This is a genomic window from Streptomyces sp. SAS_281 (genome assembly GCF_052542855.1).
On sequence record NZ_JBMNDO010000140.1, the window covers coordinates 1 to 19,728 of the forward strand.

Sequence of the window (19,728 nt, forward strand, 5' to 3'; positions counted from 1 at the left end):
CCCCCCCCCCCCCCCCCCCCCCCCCCGTCAACGCGGCGGGCGTGGATTCATCCCGCACGGTGATTCCGGCCGTGCGGGATGTGACGCCTGAGGGAGGGCCGGGCGGGACGCGAGGGCCTTCGTCGCGGCTGCGGGGCCCGGGATCCGCCCCCGCACGGGCCCGCTGCGCCGCTTACGTCTTTATGTGCATCGAACGGAAGAGCGGCCGAGTCGTACGGCACAATGACCCTGCCCCAGCAGGCTACTCAGTGACGGAAACGGCGATATGACGACTGCAGCGGTTGACCATCCCTCCTCCGACCAGGACGAGAGGGGCGGGAAGCGGACGATCGGCGGCAGTCGCGCGCTGGCCATCCTGCTCGTGATCACGGGCGCCGCCGGGACGCTCGCCGCATGGGTCATCACGCTCGACAAGCTCAAGATGATGGAGGACCCCTCCTTCGTCCCCGGCTGCAGCCTCAACCCCGTGGTCGCCTGCGGCAACATCATGAAGAGCGAGCAGGCGTCCGCCTTCGGCTTCCCGAACCCGTGGCTCGGCATGGTCACCTACCCGGTGATCATCGGTATCGGCCTGGCCCTGCTCGCCGGAGCCCGCTTCCGTCCCTGGTACTGGCTCGGCATGAACGCGGGCACGCTGTTCGGCGTCGGCTTCTGCACCTGGCTCCAGTACCAGTCGCTGTACAACATCAACTCGCTGTGCCTGTGGTGCTGCCTGGCCTGGGTCGCCACCATCTTCATGTTCTGCTACGTCACCACGCACAACATCCGGCACGGGATCATCCCCGCGCCCTCCTGGCTGCGCAACGGCCTCACCGAGTTCCACTGGGTGCCGCCGGTGCTGTGGATCGGCATCATCGGCATGCTGATCCTGACCCGCTGGTGGGACTTCTGGACCAGCTGACCCCCCACCGGCCCCGGCACCGCCGGGCCGGACCACCGGCCCGGCCGCGTTGTCAGTGCGGTGGCATAGGCTTCGAGACGTGGAGCCCGACCTCTTTACCGCCGCTGCCGAAGACCGCCAGGAGAAGGACCCGTCCAGCAGCCCCCTCGCTGTCCGGATGCGTCCGCGTACGCTCGACGAGGTCGTGGGCCAGCAGCACCTGCTGAAGCCGGGCTCGCCGCTGCGCCGCCTGGTCGGCGAGGGCAGCGGGGGACCGGCCGGACCCTCGTCGGTGATCCTCTGGGGCCCGCCCGGCATCGGCAAGACCACCCTCGCGTACGTGGTCAGCAAGGCGACGAACAAGCGCTTCGTGGAGCTCTCCGCGATCACCGCGGGCGTCAAGGAAGTCCGCGCCGTGATCGAAGGCGCCCGCCGTGCCACCGGGGGCTACGGCAAGGAGACCGTCCTCTTCCTGGACGAGATCCACCGCTTCTCCAAGGCCCAGCAGGACTCCCTGCTCCCCGCCGTCGAAAACCGCTGGGTCACCCTGATCGCCGCGACCACCGAGAACCCGTACTTCTCGATCATCTCCCCGCTCCTCTCGCGCTCGCTGCTGCTCACGCTGGAGCCCCTGACCGACGACGACCTGCGCGGCCTGCTGCGCCGCGCCCTCACCGACGAGCGCGGGCTCGGGGGCGCGGTGACCCTGCCGGAGGACGCGGAGGAGCACCTGCTGCGCATCGCGGGGGGCGACGCGCGCCGGGCGCTGACCGCCCTGGAGGCGGCTGCCGGGGCGGCGCTGTCCAAGCAGGAGCCGGAGATCACACTCCTCACGCTGGAGGAGACGGTCGACCGGGCCGCCGTGAAGTACGACCGGGACGGCGACCAGCACTACGACGTGGCGTCCGCGCTGATCAAGTCGATCCGGGGCTCCGACGTCGACGCGGCCCTCCACTACCTGGCCCGCATGATCGAGGCGGGGGAGGACCCCCGGTTCATCGCCCGGCGGCTGATGATCTCGGCCAGCGAGGACATCGGCCTCGCCGACCCCACCGCCCTGCCCACCGCGGTCGCCGCCGCCCAGGCGGTGGCCCTGATCGGCTTCCCCGAGGCGGCGCTCACCCTCAGCCACGCCACCATCGCCCTGGCCCTCGCCCCCAAGTCCAACGCGGCGACGCTGGCGATCTCCGCCGCCCGCGAGGACATCCGCAAGGGGCTGGCCGGCCCGGTCCCGGCCCATCTGCGCGACGGCCACTACAAGGGCGCGGCCAAGCTGGGCCACGCCCAGGGCTACGTGTACCCGCACGACGTACCCGGCGGCATCGCCGCCCAGCAGTACGCGCCGGACGCGGTGAGCGACAAGCAGTACTACCGCCCCACCCGCTACGGCGCCGAGGCGCGGTACGCGGACGTGGTGGACCGGGTCAGGGAGCGGCTGGGCCGGACGGACGGCGAGGACGGGACGGGCACGGCCTGAGTCCCGGGCGTGCGCCGCTCATCGCGCGGCGGCCGCGAAGAGCGTGTGCATCGCGTGGCTGAGCTCCACCACGTCCCGCACCGGCCGGGGGAACTCGAAGCGCGCGTCGAAGCAGTTGCCGCCCTGCTCGCGGAAGCGCACCCGCAGGCCGAGCCGGTCCACAGCGAGGGGCACCACGTCCGGCCGGTGCTCGGCGCAGGTGCACACGGCCCGCTCGCCGAGCAGTTCGCACAGCGCCGCCAGCTCCTCGCCGTGTGCCGCGTACAGATGCTGGAGCAGGTCCGCCTCGTGCGCGGCGAGCGGGTCGGGGGAGGCGTCGCGGAAGGCGTCGGCCTCCACGCCCTCCACCCCCCACAGGTCGTCGATGTGCGCCTCGTCCGTCTCCAGGCGCAGCATCGTCCGGCCGGGGCCCGCCATCCCGGGGACGGCGGTCAGCCGGCCGCTGACGCGGGCCCGGCCCCGGATACGGTGGGGCACCGAGACCGGAGCGACATCGGTGATCTCCAGCACGGCCGGCAGCCCGTCGTCCTGGGCGTGCGTCGCGGCCCGCACGGCCGGGGAGTCCGCGGGGAGTTCGAGGAAGAGATCGCCGTCCGGACCGACGCCACGGGACAGCGGCATGAGCCGGTCCGAGCCCGCCGCTTCGAGCCCGGGCACGAGCAGTACCGCGGAGCAGGTACTCTGTACGAGAGTTCGTGTGCGCTCGGCTGCTGACGGCATCCGTGTGATTTCAAGCCCGCTGGGACGCGGCTGACCACGATCTGATCGGTCCTCCGTCATCTCGACGCCATCAGGCGCGTCGATGCTGTCTGTGCTGTCCGTGACGTGTGTGGTGTTCCCAGGGCGAGACATGCGATCTCCTTGAGTAAGGTGAGCCTAACCTAACCTACAACGGAGGTCTGGAGAACGTGCCTAATCAGTCGCGTCCCAAGGTCAAGAAGAGCCGCGCGCTCGGTATCGCACTGACGCCGAAGGCGGTCAAGTACTTCGAGGCCCGCCCCTACCCGCCGGGCGAGCACGGCCGCGGCCGCAAGCAGAACTCGGACTACAAGGTCCGTCTGCTGGAGAAGCAGCGTCTGCGCGCGCAGTACGACATCAGCGAGCGCCAGATGGCGCGTGCCTACGACCGCGCCAAGAAGGCCGAGGGCAAGACGGGCGAGGCGCTGGTCGTCGAGCTCGAGCGCCGTCTCGACGCGCTGGTCCTGCGTTCGGGCATCGCCCGGACCATCTACCAGGCCCGTCAGATGGTCGTCCACGGCCACATCGAGGTCAACGGTGGCAAGGTCGACAAGCCGTCGTTCCGCGTCCGCCCGGACGACGTCGTCCAGGTCCGCGAGCGCAGCCGCTCCAAGGTCCCCTTCCAGGTGGCCCGCGAGGGTGGTTACGACACCGATGGCGAGACCCCGCGCTACCTCCAGGTGAACCTGAAGGCCCTGGCCTTCCGCCTTGACCGGGACCCGAACCGCAAGGAAATCCCCGTGATCTGCGACGAGCAGCTCGTCGTCGAGTACTACGCCCGCTGATCCAGGCGTAGCCGCTCGTCACCGGCGCTCAGGCCCGCCCCTTCCCGTTCTCCGGGGAGGCGGCGGGCTTTCGCGTTCTCCCGCGCCAGGAGCGCCCGGGCCACCGCCGCGTCCGGTGTCAGCTCCCCGCCCGCCCCTCGCGCCGCCGCGTACCGCGTCCCGCCCAGTTCCCGCAGCGCCAGCTCCTCGCAGCGGGCCCTCGGCGCCCCGTAGTACACCGAGCCGAACAGCGGCAGTCCCACCGAGGGCCAGATCCGGTCGGCGGCCCCCTGGAGCAGCGCCGCCTCGGCGGCGTCCCCCTCGGTGACCGTGACCAGGGCAAGCAGTTCGAGGACGAGGACCGTGCCGAGCAGGTCGTGGAAGCCGTGGCTGATCGCCAGCGATTCCAGGAGCAGCCGCCGGGCCCGTCCCGGGTCGCCCCGTTCCAGGGTGGCGTAGGCCAGGACGTACAGCGCGTAGCTCAGGGCCCACCGCTCGCCGTGGTCCTCGCAGATGTCCCGGACCTCCTCGCAGATCGCGACGGCCTGATCCGCGTCCCCCAGGAAGCCGGTGGCCATGGCCAGTTCGACCTGGGCCATCAGGACGTTGCTGTTCAGCTCGCCCAGCTCCCGGTAGCGGCGGAGCGCGTCGTCCAGCAGACCGCGGGCGCGCTCCATGTCGTCGGTGACCAGGGCCAGGCAGCCGGTGCGGTGGACGGCGTACGCGGCGGCGGTGGCGTCATCCGCCGCCTCGGCCTCCTCCCGGCACTCGGTGAGCGCGGAGATCGCCCCGACCGGGTCCCCCTGGAGGACCGCGACGTAGCCCAGCACCCACAGGGCCTTCAGCCGCGAGGAGTCGTACGGGGTCTCCTCCTCCAGTACGTGCTCCAGCCAGTGCCGGCCCTCCGAGAGGCGCCCGCAGCCGACCCACAGGAACCACAGCGTGCCCGCCAGGTACTGCGCCAGGTGCGCCTCCTGCGGGCTCTCCAGCGAGCACTCCATGGCCCGGCGCAGATTGGGCAGCTCGCTCTCGGCCCGGGCCGCGACCTCCGCCTGCCGGGGGCTGAACCAGTCCAGCTCGCACCAGGTCGCAAGGCCCAGGAACCAGTCGCGGTGCCGCCGGCGCAGCCGGTCGGTGTCCCCGGTGGCGGCCAGCCACTCGGCGCCGTACTCGCGCACGGTGTCCAGCATTCGGTAGCGGGTGCCGGCGGGGGAGTCCTCGCGCAGCACCACGGACTGGGCCAGCAGCCCGGACAGCACGTCGAGCACCGAGTCGGCGGGCAGGTCGGGCCCGCTGCAGATGTACTCCACGGCCTCCAGGTCGAACTGTCCGGCGAAGACCGAGAGCCGGGCCCACAGCAGCCGCTGCGGCGGTGCGCACAGCTCATGGCTCCAGCCGATGGCCGTCCGCAGCGTCTGGTGCCGTTCCAGCGCGCCCCGGCTGCCCCCGGTCAGCAGCCGGAAGCGGTCGTCCAGCCGTTGCAGCACCTGCTCGGTCGACAGGGCCCGCAGCCGCCCCGCCGCCAGCTCCAGGGCCAGCGGGATGCCGTCGAGCCGGCGGCACAGCTCCCGGGCGTGGTCGCGGTCGTGCTCGGTCAGCCGGAAGTCGGGGCGGACCCCGGCGGCGCGCTCGGCGAACAGCCGGAGCGCGTCCTCGTCGCTCATGGTCGCGAGCGGGTGGACGGCCTCGCCCGCCAGCTCCAGCGGCAGCCGGCCCGCCGCGAGAACCCGCAGCCGCGGGGCGCGGCGCAGCAGCTCGCGTACCAGCGCGGCGCAGTCGTCCACCAGGTGTTCGAAGCCGTCGACCACCAGGAGGAGGCTGCGGTCGGCGCAGTGCTCGATGACCGCGGCCCGGGGCGGCCGGGTGGTGTGGTCGGTGAGCCCCAGGGCCTCCGCCACGGCGTGTTCCAGCAGCCCGGCGTCGTGGACGGCGGACAGCTCCACCAGCCACACCCCGTCGCAGTACCGTTTCTCCAACAGGGCCGCGGCTCTGGTGGCCAGGCGGGTCTTGCCGACCCCGCCCACCCCGGTCACGGTGACGAGCCGGGACTCCTCGAGAGAGCGGGCGAGAGCGGCCAGCTCGCTCTCCCGACCCACGAAGTCGTTCAGCTCGGCGGGCAGATTGCCCGGATGCGGGTGCGCGGCGGTGTCGTCGGCGTCGGCCGGGGTACCGGAGTCGCCGGCGGGCGGAGAAGGGCGCTGAGGGCGTCGCATGAGACACGCAGAGTACTGGCTTGAAAGCGCTCCGTACAATCTCGTCGCGCGGATCCCCGCCGCCCGCCCGGTCATGCGGTACGGGGCGCGAGCCCCGGCGCGATAGGCTCGGGGGAAGGTGACCGGCCGCCACGACGGCCCTCGCCGCAGAGCAGGAGAACAAGACAGAGACTGACGACAAGCCAGAGAGCGCGGTGCACTGTGTCCGGTGGTGAGGTGGCCGGGATCCTGGTGGCCGTCTTCTGGGCGATCCTGGTTTCGTTCCTCGCCGTCGTGCTGGTGAGGCTCGCCCAGACGCTCAAGGCGACCACCAAACTCGTGGCGGACGTGACCGAACAGGCCGTCCCCCTCCTCGCGGACGCCTCCGCGACCGTACGCTCCGCACAGACCCAGCTCGACAAGGTCGACGCCATCGCGACGGACGTGCAGGAAGTCACCTCCAACGCCTCCGCGCTCTCCACCACGGTCGCCTCCACCTTCGGCGGGCCGCTGGTCAAGGTCGCCGCGTTCGGCTACGGGGTCCGGCAGGCCATCGGCCGCCGCTCCGCCCCCGAACCGGAGACGCGGACCCGGCGCTCGGTGATCGTCGGCCGGACCGTCCCCTCCGCGCGCGGCAGGAAGCGCGGCGGCCGAAATTCCCGCGGATCTAAGGACTGACGCAGCGATGTTCCGCCGTACGTTCTGGTTCACCGCCGGCGCAGCCGCCGGGGTGTGGGCCACCACCAAGGTCAACCGGAAGATCAAGCAGCTGACCCCCGAAAGCCTCGCGGCGCAGGCCGCCGACAAGGCGATCACGGCCGGTCACAAGCTCAAGGACTTCGCGCTGGACGTCCGCGAGGGCATGGTCAGGCGCGAGGCCGAACTCGGCGAGGCGCTGGGCCTCGAAGCGGCGACCCCGCGCGAACTGCCGCCGGCCCGCCGCGCGGCCGTCGAGGCGGCCGACGCGGACCCCCACCCGGCGCCCGCCACGTACCGCAAGCTCCCCTACCACTCGTACAACCGGAATGAGGACCACTGATGGAGTCGGCAGAAATTCGTCGCCGCTGGCTGAGCTTCTACGAGGAGCGCGGTCACACCGTTGTCCCTTCGGCGTCGCTCATCGCGGACGACCCGACTCTGCTGCTGGTCCCCGCCGGCATGGTGCCGTTCAAGCCCTACTTCCTCGGTGAGGTCAAGCCGCCCGCGCCGCGCGTCACCAGCGTGCAGAAGTGCGTGCGTACGCCGGACATCGAGGAGGTCGGCAAGACCACCCGGCACGGCACCTTCTTCCAGATGTGCGGCAACTTCTCGTTCGGCGACTACTTCAAGGAAGGCGCCATCGAGTACGCCTGGGAGCTGCTGACCAGCTCCGTGGCGGACGGCGGCTTCGGGCTCGACCCCGAGCGCCTGTGGATCACCGTCTACCTGGACGACGACGAGGCCGAGGCCATCTGGCGCGACAGGATCGGCGTCCCGGCCGAGCGCATCCAGCGCCTGGGCAAGAAGGACAACTTCTGGTCCATGGGCGTCCCCGGACCGTGCGGCCCGTGCTCCGAGATCAACTACGACCGCGGCCCCGAGTTCGGCGTCGAGGGCGGCCCGGCCGTCAACGACGAGCGCTACGTGGAGATCTGGAACCTGGTCTTCATGCAGTACGAGCGCGGCGCCGGCGAGGGCAAGGACGACTTCCCGATCCTCGGCGACCTGCCCTCCAAGAACATCGACACCGGTCTCGGCCTCGAACGCCTCGCGATGATCCTGCAGGGCGTGCAGAACATGTACGAGACGGACACCCTGCGCGTCGTCATGGACCGCGCCACCGAGCTGACCGGGGTGCGCTACGGCGCCGCCGAGGGTACCGACGTCTCGCTGCGCGTGGTCGCGGACCACATCCGCACCTCCGTCATGCTCATCGGCGACGGCGTCACCCCCGGCAACGAGGGCCGCGGCTATGTGCTGCGCCGCATCATGCGCCGCGCCATCCGCAACATGCGCCTGATGGGCGCCACCGGCTCCGTAGTCCGCGAGCTGGTCGACGTCGTGGTCAACACGATGGGGCAGCAGTACCCGGAGCTGATCACCGACCGCAAGCGCATCGAGACCGTCGCGCTCGCGGAGGAGGCCGCCTTCCTCAAGGCACTCAAGGGCGGCACCAACATCCTGGAGACCGCCGTCACGGAGACCAGGGCCGCCGGCGGCACGGTCCTCGCCGGCGACAAGGCGTTCCTGCTCCACGACACCTGGGGCTTCCCGATCGACCTGACCCTGGAGATGGCCGCCGAACAGGGGCTCTCCGTGGACGAGGACGGCTTCCGCCGCCTCATGCAGGAGCAGCGGGCCAAGGCCAAGGCGGACGCCAAGGCCAAGAAGACCGGCCACGCCGACCTCTCCGCCTACCGCGAGGTCGCCGACAACTCCGGCGTCACCGAGTTCACCGGCTACACCATGACCGAGGGCGAGTCGACCATCGTCGGTCTCCTCGTGGACGGTGTCCCCTCGCCCGCAGCCACCGAGGGCGACGAGGTCGAGGTCGTCCTCGACCGCACCCCGTTCTACGCCGAGGGCGGCGGCCAGCTCGCCGACCAGGGCCGCATCCGGCTCGACAGCGGCGCCGTCATCGTGATCCGCGACGTCCAGCAGCCGGTCCCGGGCGTCTCCGTGCACAAGGGCTCCGTCCAGGTCGGCGAGGTCACGGTCGGCGCGTCCGCATACGCGGCCATCGACTCCACCCGCCGCCGCGCCATCGCCCGCGCCCACAGCGCCACGCACCTCACGCACCAGGCGCTGCGCGACGCACTCGGCCCGACGGCCGCCCAGGCCGGTTCGGAGAACTCCCCGGGCCGCTTCCGCTTCGACTTCGGTTCGCCCGCCGCCGTTCCCGGCACGGTCCTCACCGACGTCGAGCAGAAGATCAACGAGGTTCTGGCCCGCGAGCTCGACGTGCAGGCCGAGGTCATGTCGATCGGCGAGGCGAAGAAGCAGGGCGCCATCGCCGAGTTCGGCGAGAAGTACGGCGAGCGCGTCCGCGTCGTCACGATCGGAGACTTCTCCAAGGAGCTCTGCGGCGGTACGCACGTCCACAACACCGCCCAGCTCGGCCTGGTCAAGCTGCTCGGCGAGTCGTCCATCGGGTCCGGCGTGCGCCGCATCGAGGCCCTGGTCGGCGTCGACGCGTACAACTTCCTGGCCAAGGAGCACACGGTCGTCGCCCAGCTCCAGGAGCTGGTCAAGGGCCGCTCCGAGGAGCTGCCCGAGAAGATCGCGGGCATGCTCGGCAAGCTGAAGGACGCCGAGAAGGAGATCGAGAAGTTCCGCGCGGAGAAGGTCCTCGCGGCCGCCGCCGGTCTCGTGGACTCCGCGAAGGACGTCCGGGGCATCGCCCTGGTCACCGGCCAGGTGCCGGACGGCACCTCCGCCGACGACCTGCGCAAGCTCGTCCTCGACGTGCGCGGCCGCATCCAGGGCGGCCGCCCGGCCGTCGTCGCGCTGTTCACGACGGCCAACGGACGCCCGCTGACCGTCATCGCGACCAACGAGGCGGCCCGCGAGCGCGGCCTCAAGGCCGGCGACCTCGTCCGTACCGCCGCCAAGACCCTCGGCGGCGGGGGCGGCGGCAAGCCGGACGTCGCCCAGGGCGGCGGCCAGAACCCGGAGGCGATCGGCGACGCCGTCGCCGCCGTCGAACGCCTCGTCACCGAGACGGCGTGACGCCGGACATGACGCGGATGCGCCGCGGTCGCCGACTGGCGATCGACGTCGGGGACGCCCGGATCGGGGTCGCCTCGTGCGACCCCGACGGGATCCTCGCGACGCCGGTGGAGACCGTGCCGGGACGCGATGTCCCGGCCGCCCACCGGCGGCTGGGACAGATCGTCGCCGAGTACGAGCCGATCGAGGTCGTCGTGGGGCTGCCGCGCTCCCTGGGCGGCGGCGAGGGCCCGGCGGCCGCCAAGGTCCGCGCCTTCACCGATGTGCTCGCCCGAGCGGTCGCACCCATTCCGGTGCGTCTGCTGGACGAGAGGATGACCACAGTGACGGCCAGCCAGGGGCTGCGCGCCTCGGGCGTGAAGTCCAAAAAGGGCCGATCCGTCATTGACCAGGCTGCCGCTGTGGTGATCCTGCAGAACGCTCTGGAGTCGGAGCGCGCTTCGGGTAATCCGCCGGGCGAGGCCGTCGAAGTAGTGGTCTGATCGCAATACGGTAACGTTCCGCGCGATGCGGCGGTGTTCGAACAAACACCGCACAGCAAAGAGACGGAACATCGTCTCGCGGCTCAAGGGGATCGATGACTGAGTATGGCCGGGGCCCCGGCTCCGAACCGTGGCATCCCGAGGACCCCTTGTACGGGGACCAGGGGTGGGGCGGCCAGCAGCCTGCCCACGGCCAGGCCCAGTACGACGGCCAGAATCAGTACGACGGTGCTCACCAGTACGACGGCCAGAACCAGTACGACGGCACGCACCAGTACGGAGCCCAGCAGCAGTACCCGCAGGGCCAGTACGACCCGTACCAGCAGCAGCAGTCGCACGACCCGTACGCGGAGCAGGACCCGTACGCCGCGCAGCAGCACCAGCAGCAGGACCCCTACGCCGCGCAGCAGCAGGACCCGTACGCGCAGCAGCAGTACCAGCAGCAGTCGTACGGCAACCAGCAGCCGCAGGACCCGTACGGGCAGCAGCCCCAGCAGCCGCAGCCCGGCTACGACACCGGCTGGGACACGGGCGGGCAGGCGGTGCCGCCGTACGAGGGCCAGCCCGTCGCCACGTACGGCTACGACGAGTCGAACGACTACTACGGCACCCCTGACGCCTACCCGCCGCCGCAGCCCCCGGGCCGCCGCGAGGCCGCTCCGGCCCCCGAGCCGGAGCCGGCCCCGGACTGGGACCCGGAGGAGCCGCCGGAGGAGACCCACCCCTTCTTCACGGGCGTGGACGAGAAGGACGGCCGCAAGGCTCCCCGGGACGACGACTACGACGACGATGACGACGACCGCGACACCCGCGACGGTGGCGGCGAGCGCCGGGGCAAGGGCAAGAAGAAGAAGGGCCGCAGCGGCTGCGCGTGCCTGGTCGTCTCCCTGGTCCTGGTCGCCGGCGTCGGTGGCGCGGGCTACTTCGGATACTCGTTCTACCAGGACCGCTTCGGCCCCGCCCCGGACTACTCGGGCAGCGGCTCGGGCTCGGTCGAGGTGGAGATCCCGAAGGGCGCGTACGGGTACGACATCGGCAACATCCTGAAGAAGGCCGGCGTCGTGAAGAGCGTCGACGCCTTCGTCTCGGCGCAGAACGAGAACCCGAAGGGGAAGGGGATCCAGGCGGGGGTCTACCTCCTCCACTCGGAGATGTCGGCGGCCGAGGCCGTGAAGATGATGGTGGACCCGAAGAGCCAGAATCTTCTGATCATCCCGGAGGGCACGCCGAACCGGCTGGTGTACGCCTCGATCGACAAGAAACTGGGCGTCACCAAGGGGACGACCGCCAAGGCGGCCAAGAAGGAGTCGGGCAGTTTCGGCCTGCCGGACTGGGCGAAGAACCACAAGGACGTCATCGACCCCCTGGAGGGCTTCCTCTACCCGGCCGCGTACCCGGTCACCAAGGGCATGAAGCCGGAGACCGTCCTCAAGTCGATGGTGTCCCGCGCCAACGAGGAGTACGAGAAGGCGGACCTGGCGGAGAACGCCAGGAAGCTGAAGCTCGAGAGCCCCTGGCAGCTCATCACCGTCGCCAGCCTCGTCCAGGCCGAGGGCAAGTACAAGCACGACTTCGACAAGGTCGCACGGGTCGTCTACAACCGGCTCAAGCCCAACAACGTCGAGACCAACGGTCTGCTCGACTTCGACTCCACCGTGAACTACGCGAAGAAGTCGAGCACGCTCGACATCGGTCCGGTGTCGGAGCAGCGGAACTTCAAGCACCCGTACAACACGTACTACGTTCACGGTCTGCCGCCCGGACCCATCAACAACCCGGGCGAAGCCGCTCTGCATTCGGCGATCAAGCCCACCCCCGGTCCCTGGTACTACTTCGTCTCGGTGACCGAGGACAAGACGGTCTTCGCCGTGACCAACGAGGAGCACAACCGGAACCGGGCGAAGTACGAGAAGGAGCAGTCGGGTCAGTGAGCACCCAGCACCGCGCCGCCGTCCTCGGCGCTCCCATCGCCCACTCGCTCTCCCCGGTCCTGCACCGGGCCGCGTACGCCGAACTCGGCCTCGACGACTGGTCGTACGGCCGGTTCGAGGTCGACGAGCAGGCGTTGCCCGGGTTCATCGAGGGACTGGACGGGAGCTGGGCCGGGCTCTCGCTCACCATGCCGCTGAAGCGGGCGGTCATCCCACTGCTCGACGGGATCACCGACCCGGCCGCCTCCGTCGAGGCCGTGAACACCGTGGTCCTCGGCGAGGACGGCCGTCGCACCGGCGACAACACCGACATCCCCGGCATGGTCGCGGCCCTGCGCGAACGCGGCGTCGAGAAGGTCGAGTCCGCCGCGATCCTCGGCGCCGGCGCCACCGCGTCCTCCGCACTGGCGGCCCTGTCCGGCATCTGCGCCGGACCCGTCACCGCGTACGTCCGCAGCGCGGCCCGGGCCGACGAGATGCGCGGCTGGGGCGAACGGCTCGGCGTCGACGTCCGCATCGCCGACTGGGCCGAGGCCGGCCGGGCGCTGACCGCGCCCCTCGTCATCGCCACCACCCCCGCCGGCGCGGCCGACGTGCTGGCCGGGTCCGTACCGGAGCGGCCCGGCACGCTGTTCGACGTGCTGTACGAGCCGTGGCCGACCCGGCTCGCCTCCGCGTGGGCGGACCGCGGCGGCGCAGTCGTCGGAGGTCTCGACCTCCTCGTGCACCAGGCGGTCCTCCAGGTCGAGCAGATGACGGGCCGCTCGCCCGCTCCGCTCGCCGCCATGCGCAAGGCCGGGGAAGAGGCGCTGGCCGCCCGCTGACATCCGCCGTTCCGGCCCGCGCCGTCCGTCTGCTGGACCGGCGGCGGGCCGGAGGCGTCGGCCGTGGGAGGATCGGGGGCGGCGGGCCAGGGCCGCGCACCCGGTCGCGCCGCTGGATTTCAGGCGCGAGCATGAGGAGCACCGTTGAGCAGGTTGCGCTGGCTGACCGCGGGGGAGTCGCACGGCCCCGCACTGGTGGCGACGCTGGAGGGCCTTCCCGCCGGCATCCCGGTCACCACGGAGATGGTGGCGGACGCGCTCGCCCGGCGGCGGCTCGGTTACGGCCGCGGTGCGCGGATGAAGTTCGAGCGGGACGAGGTCACCTTCCTCGGCGGTGTCCGGCACGGCCTCACCATGGGCTCCCCGGTCGCCGTGATGGTGGGCAACACCGAGTGGCCGAAGTGGGAGCAGGTCATGTCGGCCGACCCGGTCGACCCGGAGGTGCTGGCCGCCCAGGCCCGTAACGCCCCGCTGACCCGGCCCCGGCCCGGCCACGCCGACCTGGCCGGCATGCAGAAGTACGGCTTCGACGAGGCCCGGCCGGTCCTGGAGCGCGCGAGCGCCCGGGAGACCGCTGCCCGCGTCGCCCTCGGTGCCGTCGCCCGGTCCTACCTCAAGGAGACCGCGGGCATCGAGATCGTCAGCCATGTCGTGGAGCTGGCCGCCGCCAAGGCGCCGTACGGGGTCTACCCCGTCCCCGCCGACGTGGAGCGGCTCGACGCCGACCCGGTGCGCTGCCTCGACGCCGACGCGAGCAAGGCGATGGTCGCCGAGATCGACCAGGCCCACAAGGACGGCGACACCCTCGGCGGCGTCGTCGAGGTGCTGGCGTACGGCGTGCCCGTCGGTCTCGGCTCGCACGTGCACTGGGACCGCCGGCTCGACGCCCGCCTCGCCGGCGCGCTCATGGGCATCCAGGCCATCAAGGGCGTCGAGGTCGGCGACGGCTTCGACCTCGCCCGGGTGCCCGGCTCCAAGGCGCACGACGAGATCCTGGTGACCGAGGACGGCATCAAGCGCGCCTCCGGCCGGGCCGGCGGCACCGAGGGCGGACTCACCACCGGCGAGCTGCTGCGCGTGCGCGCCGCGATGAAGCCGATCGCCACCGTGCCGCGCGCGCTGGCCACCGTCGACGTGGTGACCGGCGAGCCCGCCAAGGCGCACCACCAGCGCTCCGACGTCTGCGCCGTCCCGGCCGCCGGCATCGTCGCCGAGGCGATGGTCGCCCTGGTCCTGGCCGACGCCGTGGCGGAGAAGTTCGGCGGCGACAGCGTCACCGAGACCCGCCGCAACGTGCGGTCGTACCTCGACCACCTCCAGATCCGATGACCGGTCCCCTGGTCGTCCTGGTCGGCCCCATGGGCGTCGGCAAGTCCACGGTCGGCGAACTGCTCGCCGGCCGGCTGGGCACCGGCTACCGGGACACCGACGCGGACGTCGTCGCGACCGCGGGCAAGCCCATCGCGGAGATCTTCTACGACGAGGGCGAGGACCACTTCCGCGCGCTGGAGCGGGACGCCGTCCGCGCCGCCGTCGCCGAGCACACCGGTGTCCTGTCGCTCGGCGGCGGGGCCGTCCTGGACGAGTCGACCCGCGCGCTGCTCGCCGGCCACCCGGTCGTCTACCTCTCGATGGACGTGGACGAGGCGGTCAAGCGGGTCGGGCTCAACACCGCCCGCCCACTGCTCGCGGTCAACCCGCGCCGGCAGTGGCGCGAGCTGATGGACGCCCGACGGCACCTCTACACCGAGGTCGCCCGCACGGTCGTCGCCACCGACGAGCGCACACCCGAAGAGGTCGCCCAGGCGGTCCTCGACGCACTGGAGCTGCCGGACGGGGCCCCGTCCGGCCGGGAGAACACACCATGACCGAGCAGGCACCCATCCGCGTCCGCATCGCCGGCAGCGCCGGCACCGACCCGTACGAGGTACTGATCGGCCGGCAGCTCCTCGGCGAGCTGCCCGGACTCATCGGTGAGCGGGCCAAGCGCGTCGCCGTCCTCCACCCCGAGGCGCTCGCCGAGACCGGCGAGGCGGTCCGCCAGGACCTCGCCGGCCAGGGCTACGAGGCGATCGCGATCCAGCTGCCCAACGCCGAGGAGGCCAAGACCGTCGAGGTCGCCGCCTACTGCTGGAAGGCGCTCGGCCAGACCGGATTCACCCGCACCGACGTCATCGTCGGCGTCGGCGGCGGCGCCACCACCGACGTGGCGGGCTTCGTGGCGGCGTCCTGGCTGCGCGGAGTGCGCTGGATCGCCGTGCCGACGACCGTGCTCGGCATGGTCGACGCGGCCGTCGGCGGCAAGACCGGCATCAACACCGCCGAGGGCAAGAACCTCGTCGGCGCCTTCCACCCGCCGGCCGGGGTCCTGTGCGACCTGGCCGCCCTGGACTCGCTGCCCGTCCACGACTACGTCTCCGGCATGGCCGAGATCATCAAGGCCGGCTTCATCGCCGACCCGGTGATCCTCGACCTGATCGAACAGGACCCGCAGGCCGCCCGGACGCCCGCCGGACCGCACACCGCGGAGCTCATCGAGCGCTCCGTCCGGGTCAAGGCCGACGTCGTCTCCAGCGACCTCAAGGAGTCCGGACGCCGCGAGATCCTGAACTACGGCCACACCCTGGGCCACGCGATCGAGAAGAACGAGCGCTACAAGTGGCGCCACGGTGCCGCCGTCTCCGTCGGCATGGTCTTCGCCGCCGAACTGGGCCGGCTGGCCGGCCGGCTGGACGACGCCACCGCCGACCGGCACCGCGCGATCCTGGAGTCCGTCGGGCTGCCGCTCACCTACCGGGGCGACCAGTGGCCGAAGCTGCTGGAGAACATGAAGGTCGACAAGAAGTCGCGCGGCGACCTGCTGCGCTTCATCGTCCTGGACGGCCTCGGCAAGCCCGCCGTCCTGGAGGGTCCCGACCCGGCCGTCCTGCTCGCCGCCTACGGGGAGGTCTCGGCATGACCCGCCGGGTCCTCGTGCTCAACGGCCCCAACCTCGGCCGGCTCGGCTCCCGCGAGCCCGACGTCTACGGCTCCACGTCGTACGCCGGGCTCGTGGAGGCGTGCCGCACCCTCGGCAAGGAGCTCGGTCTCGACGCCGACGTGCGCGAGACCAACGACGAGGGCGAGCTGATCCGCTGGCTCCACGAGGCCGCCGACGGATCGATTCCGGTCGTCATCAACCCGGGCGCCTTCACGCACTATTCGTACGGGATGCGGGACGCGGCCGCCCAGCGCACCGCCCCGCTGATCGAGGTCCACATCTCGAACCCGTACGCACGGGAGGAATTCCGCCACACCTCGGTGATCGCCCCGGTCGCCACCGGGACCGTGGCCGGATTCGGCATCGGCTCCTACCGGCTCGCGCTGCGCGCCCTGGCGGACGAACTCGCGGACTGAACAGGGGCGCCGGGCACTCCGGACCCTCCCCGGCCGTTGTCCGTGTGGCGGCCGGGGAAGGTACGGTTGCCGTTGCACCAGCGCCAGTTGCCTGTACGAGACGGAGTTGCACCGGATGCAGCACGCAGTGGGGGCCCCGCTGCCTCCGCCCCAGGGCCCCGGAAACGGCCCCGTCGGCTGGCCGCACCAGGCCCAGCACCCCGGCCCGCCGCACCAGCCCCCGGCCGGTCCGCCCGCCGGGCACCCCGGCCCGCCGCCCGCGGGCCCGCCCGCGCCGCAGGGCCACGGCTGGAGCGGACCGGCACCGCAGCAGGCCCCGGCCACCCGCGAGACCACCGGGCACATCCAGCTGCCGCCCGGCAGACCCGTACCGCTGCCCGCGCCGCCCGCCGAGCCCGGGACGGGCAACGCGACGCTCGCGGTGCTCCTCATCGGGCCCGCGGGCGCCGGGAAGACCACCGTGGCCCGGCTCTGGGCGGCCCGGCGCCGGGTGCCCACCGCCCACGTCAGCCTGGACGACGTCCGGGAGTGGGTCTGCTCCGGCTTCGCCGACCCGCAGGCCGGGTGGAACGACCAGTCGGAGGCCCAGTACCGACTGGCCCGCCGCACCTGCGGCTTCGCCGCCCGCAACTTCCTGGCCAACGGGATCTCCTGCATCCTGGACGACGCGGTCTTCCCCGACCGGCCGGTCGTCGGCCTCGGCGGCTGGAAGCGGCACGTCGGCCCCGGGCTCCTGCCCGTCGTGCTGCTGCCCGGCCTGGAGATCGTCCTGGAGCGCAACGCCGAGCGCAGCGGCAACCGCCGCCTCTCCGACGAGGAGGTCGCCCGTATCCACGGCCGGATGGCCGGCTGGTACGGCTCCGGGCTCCCGATCATCGACAACTCGACGTACGACGTGGAGACCACAGCCCGGGTCCTGGACGACATACTCGCCCGCTCCCTGGCCAGCCCCCCTTCCTGGTGAGGCGGCGGCGCCCGCCCCGCCCACGGCCGCCCGACCCCCGGTCGGATGCGCCCGCCGGGCGCTCCCGGCGCCGCGCTCGTACGCTCGACGCATGTCAGAGGTGTACGCCGTCCGACGCGGACTGCTCCGCGACCGGTGCGCCGCAGTCGGATCCGCGGCCGCCCTGGTCTCCCGCCCCGCCAACGTCCGCTACCTGGCCGGGGGAGCGCCCCCGGGTGCCGTGCTGCTGCTCGGCCCCGGCGAGGACGTCCTGCTCTGCCCCCGCCCGCCGACCGGCGACCCGGCCGACGGGCGCACCGACGAGCACCTGCGGGTCGACCTGCTGCCGGTGGCGGGCGGGGACCCCGTGGTCGCCGCCGCCGACGTGGCCGCCGGCGCCGGAGCGGAGTCGCTGGCCGTCGAGGAGCACGACCTGACGGTCGCCCGGCACCGGGCCATGGCCTCGGTCGCCCCGAAGCTGCGGCTGGCCGATCTGGGCGCGACGGTCGAGCAGTTGCGCATCGTCAAGGACGAGGAGGAGATCGGCTGCCTCCGGATCGCGGCCGAGATCACCGACCAGGCGTTGGGCGAACTCCTCGAATCGATCCTCGTGGGCCGCACCGAACGCCACCTGGCGCTGGAGCTGGAGCGCCGGCTGGTGGACCACGGTGCCGACGGCCCCGCCTTCGCGACCTCCGTCGCCACCGGCCCCCACTCCGGCCGGGGCCGCCACCGGCCCTCGGACCGGCGGGTGGAGGAAGGAGATTTCCTCTCGGTCTGCCTGGGTGCCAACTACCGGGGCTACCGCTGCGAGATCGGCCGGACCTTCGTCATCGGAACGGCGCCCGCCGACTGGCAGATCGAGCTGTACGAGCTGGTTTTCGCCGCTCAGCGGGCCGGACGCGAGGCCCTGCTGCCCGGCGCGGAGTACCGCGACGTGGACCGGGCCGCCCGCCATCTCCTGGACTCCGCGGGCCACGGTGAGGGCCTGGCGCCCTACACGGGCCACGGGGTGGGGCTCGAAATCGATGAGGACCCGCAGCTGGCACCCGACGCCATGGGTAAACTGGACGCTTGTGTGCCGGTCACCGTCGAACCGGGGGTCCACCTCCCGGGCCGGGGCGGGGTCCGGATCGATGACACGCTCGTCGTGCGCCCCGAGGCGGACGGCGGACCCGAGCTACTCACCATTACGACCAAGGAGCTGCTCGCGCTCTAGCGCGCGTTTCTCGGTCGTTCCACCAGCTTCAGCCCAGGAGATTCCGCAACCGTGGCTTCCACGAACGACCTCAAGAACGGCATGGTGCTCAAGCTCGACGGAGGCCAGCTCTGGTCCGTCGTCGAGTTCCAGCACGTCAAGCCCGGCAAGGGCCCGGCCTTCGTGCGCACCAAGCTCAAGAACGTGCTCTCCGGCAAGGTCGTCGACAAGACCTTCAACGCCGGCATCAAGGTCGAGACGGCCACGGTCGACAAGCGCGACATGCAGTTCTCGTACATGGACGGCGAGTACTTCGTCTTCATGGACATGGACACCTACGACCAGCTGATGGTCGACCGCAAGGCCGTCGGTGACGCCGCCAACTTCCTGATCGAGGGCTTCACCGCCTCCGTCGCCCAGCACGACGGCGAGGTGCTCTACGTCGAGCTGCCGGCCGCCGTCGAGCTGACCATCCAGCACACGGACCCGGGCGTCCAGGGCGACCGCTCCACCGGCGGCACCAAGCCGGCCACGCTGGAGACCGGCTACGAGATCGGCGTTCCGCTCTTCATCACCACCGGTGAGAAGATCAAGGTCGACACCCGCTCCGGTGAATACCTCAGCCGGGTGAACAAGTAGTCGTGGCTGCTCGTAACACAGCACGCAAGCGTGCCTTCCAGATCCTCTTCGAGGCCGACCAGCGCGGCGAGTCCGTGCTGACGGTCCTCGCGGACTGGGTCCGGCACTCGCGGTCCGACACCCGCCAGCCGCCGGTCACCGAGTACACGATGGAGCTCGTGGAGGGGTACGCGCCGTACGCGGACCGCATCGACGACCTCATCGTCACCTACTCCGAGGGCTGGGACCTCGACCGCATGCCGGTCGCCGACCGGAACATCCTGCGGCTCGGCACGTACGAGCTGATCTGGGTGGACGGCACCCCGGACGCGGTGGTCATCGACGAGGCGGTGCAGATCGCCAAGGAGTTCTCCACCGACGACTCCCCGTCCTTCGTGAACGGCCTGCTGGCCCGTTTCAAGGACCTCAAGCCGAATCTCCGCCGGGAGCAGTGACCCGGCGGCGTTCCGCCGACGAAGGGCCCATGGCTGAAGCCGTGGGCCCTTCGGCATGTTCGCGCGCCTTCGGGGCGTACGAGAAAAGCCGGGCCCGGGGGGGGGGGGGGGGGGGGGGGGGG

The 19,728-nt window shown here is 71.9% G+C and carries 19 protein-coding genes; 17 read left to right on the plus strand and 2 right to left on the minus strand.

Translation table 11 applies throughout. The features are described 5' to 3' along the window. Positions 1–265: 265 nt before the first annotated feature. Together ACN6LM_RS33430 and ACN6LM_RS33435 are read left to right on the plus strand one after the other, a co-directional pair. Complete coding sequence (locus ACN6LM_RS33430) at positions 266–901, plus strand: vitamin K epoxide reductase family protein (protein ID WP_445069145.1); 636 nt, start codon at positions 266–268, stop codon at positions 899–901. A 79-nt stretch (positions 902–980) separates the two neighbouring features. Further along, positions 981–2,357, plus strand: a complete 1,377-nt coding sequence (locus ACN6LM_RS33435) for a replication-associated recombination protein A (RefSeq protein ID WP_445069146.1) — start codon at positions 981–983, stop codon at positions 2,355–2,357. Positions 2,358–2,375: 18 nt separating this feature from the next. On the opposite strand, the gene ACN6LM_RS33440 is transcribed toward ACN6LM_RS33435, so the two are convergent. After that, the gene (locus ACN6LM_RS33440; RefSeq protein ID WP_445069147.1) at positions 2,376–3,077 is read right to left on the minus strand and encodes a DUF2470 domain-containing protein; all 702 of its coding nucleotides are present in this window, start codon (positions 3,075–3,077) and stop codon (positions 2,376–2,378) included. A 188-nt stretch (positions 3,078–3,265) separates the two neighbouring features. Between ACN6LM_RS33440 and rpsD the strand changes: the two genes are divergently transcribed. Further along, positions 3,266–3,880, plus strand: a complete 615-nt coding sequence (gene rpsD, locus ACN6LM_RS33445) for a 30S ribosomal protein S4 (RefSeq protein WP_018524225.1) — start codon at positions 3,266–3,268, stop codon at positions 3,878–3,880. On the opposite strand, the gene ACN6LM_RS33450 is transcribed toward rpsD, so the two are convergent. Then, complete coding sequence (locus tag ACN6LM_RS33450) at positions 3,868–6,072, minus strand: ATP-binding protein (RefSeq protein WP_445069148.1); 2,205 nt, start codon at positions 6,070–6,072, stop codon at positions 3,868–3,870. The genes rpsD and ACN6LM_RS33450 overlap by 13 nt on opposite strands. Before the next feature lie 216 nt (positions 6,073–6,288). Here ACN6LM_RS33450 and ACN6LM_RS33455 point away from each other — a divergent pair, with 216 nt between their 5' ends. From ACN6LM_RS33455 to nusB, 14 genes are all read left to right on the plus strand, one after another. After that, positions 6,289–6,729, plus strand: a complete 441-nt coding sequence (locus tag ACN6LM_RS33455) for a DUF948 domain-containing protein (RefSeq protein ID WP_445069149.1) — start codon at positions 6,289–6,291, stop codon at positions 6,727–6,729. A gap of 7 nt (positions 6,730–6,736) precedes the next feature. Further along, on the plus strand, positions 6,737–7,090 hold the full coding sequence (locus ACN6LM_RS33460; protein WP_445069150.1) for a DUF6167 family protein: 354 nt from the start codon (positions 6,737–6,739) through the stop codon (positions 7,088–7,090). Beyond that, positions 7,090–9,759 carry an alanine--tRNA ligase gene (gene alaS / locus ACN6LM_RS33465; RefSeq protein ID WP_445069151.1) on the plus strand — a complete coding sequence of 890 codons (2,670 nt, stop codon included), beginning with the start codon at positions 7,090–7,092 and terminating at the stop codon, positions 9,757–9,759. Before ACN6LM_RS33460 ends, alaS begins: the two co-directional genes overlap by 1 nt. A gap of 8 nt (positions 9,760–9,767) precedes the next feature. After that, entirely contained in the window at positions 9,768–10,241 is a 474-nt protein-coding gene (ruvX, locus tag ACN6LM_RS33470) for a Holliday junction resolvase RuvX (protein WP_445069159.1), read from the plus strand. A 95-nt stretch (positions 10,242–10,336) separates the two neighbouring features. Beyond that, positions 10,337–12,172 carry an endolytic transglycosylase MltG gene (gene mltG, locus ACN6LM_RS33475; RefSeq protein ID WP_445069152.1) on the plus strand — a complete coding sequence of 612 codons (1,836 nt, stop codon included), beginning with the start codon at positions 10,337–10,339 and terminating at the stop codon, positions 12,170–12,172. Continuing rightward, positions 12,169–12,996 (plus strand): shikimate dehydrogenase, encoded by an 828-nt coding sequence (locus tag ACN6LM_RS33480; RefSeq protein ID WP_445069153.1) that lies wholly within the window; start codon positions 12,169–12,171, stop codon positions 12,994–12,996. Before mltG ends, ACN6LM_RS33480 begins: the two co-directional genes overlap by 4 nt. A gap of 144 nt (positions 12,997–13,140) precedes the next feature. Beyond that, positions 13,141–14,325 carry a chorismate synthase gene (gene aroC / locus ACN6LM_RS33485; protein ID WP_445069154.1) on the plus strand — a complete coding sequence of 395 codons (1,185 nt, stop codon included), beginning with the start codon at positions 13,141–13,143 and terminating at the stop codon, positions 14,323–14,325. Further along, positions 14,322–14,864: a shikimate kinase gene (locus tag ACN6LM_RS33490; protein WP_143624488.1), complete on the plus strand. Its 543-nt coding sequence runs from the start codon at positions 14,322–14,324 to the stop codon at positions 14,862–14,864. Before aroC ends, ACN6LM_RS33490 begins: the two co-directional genes overlap by 4 nt. Next, on the plus strand, positions 14,861–15,955 hold the full coding sequence (aroB, locus tag ACN6LM_RS33495) for a 3-dehydroquinate synthase (RefSeq protein ID WP_445069155.1): 1,095 nt from the start codon (positions 14,861–14,863) through the stop codon (positions 15,953–15,955). Before ACN6LM_RS33490 ends, aroB begins: the two co-directional genes overlap by 4 nt. Continuing rightward, positions 15,952–16,392 carry a type II 3-dehydroquinate dehydratase gene (aroQ, locus tag ACN6LM_RS33500; protein ID WP_164404156.1) on the plus strand — a complete coding sequence of 147 codons (441 nt, stop codon included), beginning with the start codon at positions 15,952–15,954 and terminating at the stop codon, positions 16,390–16,392. Before aroB ends, aroQ begins: the two co-directional genes overlap by 4 nt. 115 nt (positions 16,393–16,507) lie before the next feature. Further along, positions 16,508–17,356: a Pro-rich N-terminal domain-containing protein gene (locus tag ACN6LM_RS33505; RefSeq protein WP_445069156.1), complete on the plus strand. Its 849-nt coding sequence runs from the start codon at positions 16,508–16,510 to the stop codon at positions 17,354–17,356. 91 nt (positions 17,357–17,447) lie between these two features. Beyond that, positions 17,448–18,554 carry an aminopeptidase P family protein gene (locus ACN6LM_RS33510; protein ID WP_445069157.1) on the plus strand — a complete coding sequence of 369 codons (1,107 nt, stop codon included), beginning with the start codon at positions 17,448–17,450 and terminating at the stop codon, positions 18,552–18,554. A 51-nt stretch (positions 18,555–18,605) separates the two neighbouring features. Next, positions 18,606–19,172: an elongation factor P gene (gene efp, locus ACN6LM_RS33515; RefSeq protein ID WP_365684109.1), complete on the plus strand. Its 567-nt coding sequence runs from the start codon at positions 18,606–18,608 to the stop codon at positions 19,170–19,172. Positions 19,173–19,174: 2 nt separating this feature from the next. Beyond that, positions 19,175–19,606, plus strand: a complete 432-nt coding sequence (gene nusB, locus ACN6LM_RS33520; protein WP_445069158.1) for a transcription antitermination factor NusB — start codon at positions 19,175–19,177, stop codon at positions 19,604–19,606. Positions 19,607–19,728 lie beyond the last annotated feature (122 nt).

Bases quoted from the DNA above. Each gene is read 5' to 3' on its own strand.
- ACN6LM_RS33450 (WP_445069148.1), bottom strand. From the start codon at position 6,072: ATGCGACGCCCTCAGCGCCCTTCTCCGCCCGCCGGCGACTCCGGTACC.
- aroB (WP_445069155.1), top strand. From the start codon at position 14,861: ATGACCGAGCAGGCACCCATCCGCGTCCGCATCGCCGGCAGCGCCGGC.
- ACN6LM_RS33430 (WP_445069145.1), top strand. From the start codon at position 266: ATGACGACTGCAGCGGTTGACCATCCCTCCTCCGACCAGGACGAGAGG.
- ACN6LM_RS33440 (WP_445069147.1), bottom strand. From the start codon at position 3,077: ATGCCGTCAGCAGCCGAGCGCACACGAACTCTCGTACAGAGTACCTGC.
- ACN6LM_RS33510 (WP_445069157.1), top strand. From the start codon at position 17,448: ATGTCAGAGGTGTACGCCGTCCGACGCGGACTGCTCCGCGACCGGTGC.
- aroQ (WP_164404156.1), top strand. From the start codon at position 15,952: ATGACCCGCCGGGTCCTCGTGCTCAACGGCCCCAACCTCGGCCGGCTC.
- ACN6LM_RS33505 (WP_445069156.1), top strand. From the start codon at position 16,508: ATGCAGCACGCAGTGGGGGCCCCGCTGCCTCCGCCCCAGGGCCCCGGA.
- ACN6LM_RS33490 (WP_143624488.1), top strand. From the start codon at position 14,322: ATGACCGGTCCCCTGGTCGTCCTGGTCGGCCCCATGGGCGTCGGCAAG.
- ACN6LM_RS33460 (WP_445069150.1), top strand. From the start codon at position 6,737: ATGTTCCGCCGTACGTTCTGGTTCACCGCCGGCGCAGCCGCCGGGGTG.
- ruvX (WP_445069159.1), top strand. From the start codon at position 9,768: ATGACGCGGATGCGCCGCGGTCGCCGACTGGCGATCGACGTCGGGGAC.
- alaS (WP_445069151.1), top strand. From the start codon at position 7,090: ATGGAGTCGGCAGAAATTCGTCGCCGCTGGCTGAGCTTCTACGAGGAG.
- mltG (WP_445069152.1), top strand. From the start codon at position 10,337: ATGACTGAGTATGGCCGGGGCCCCGGCTCCGAACCGTGGCATCCCGAG.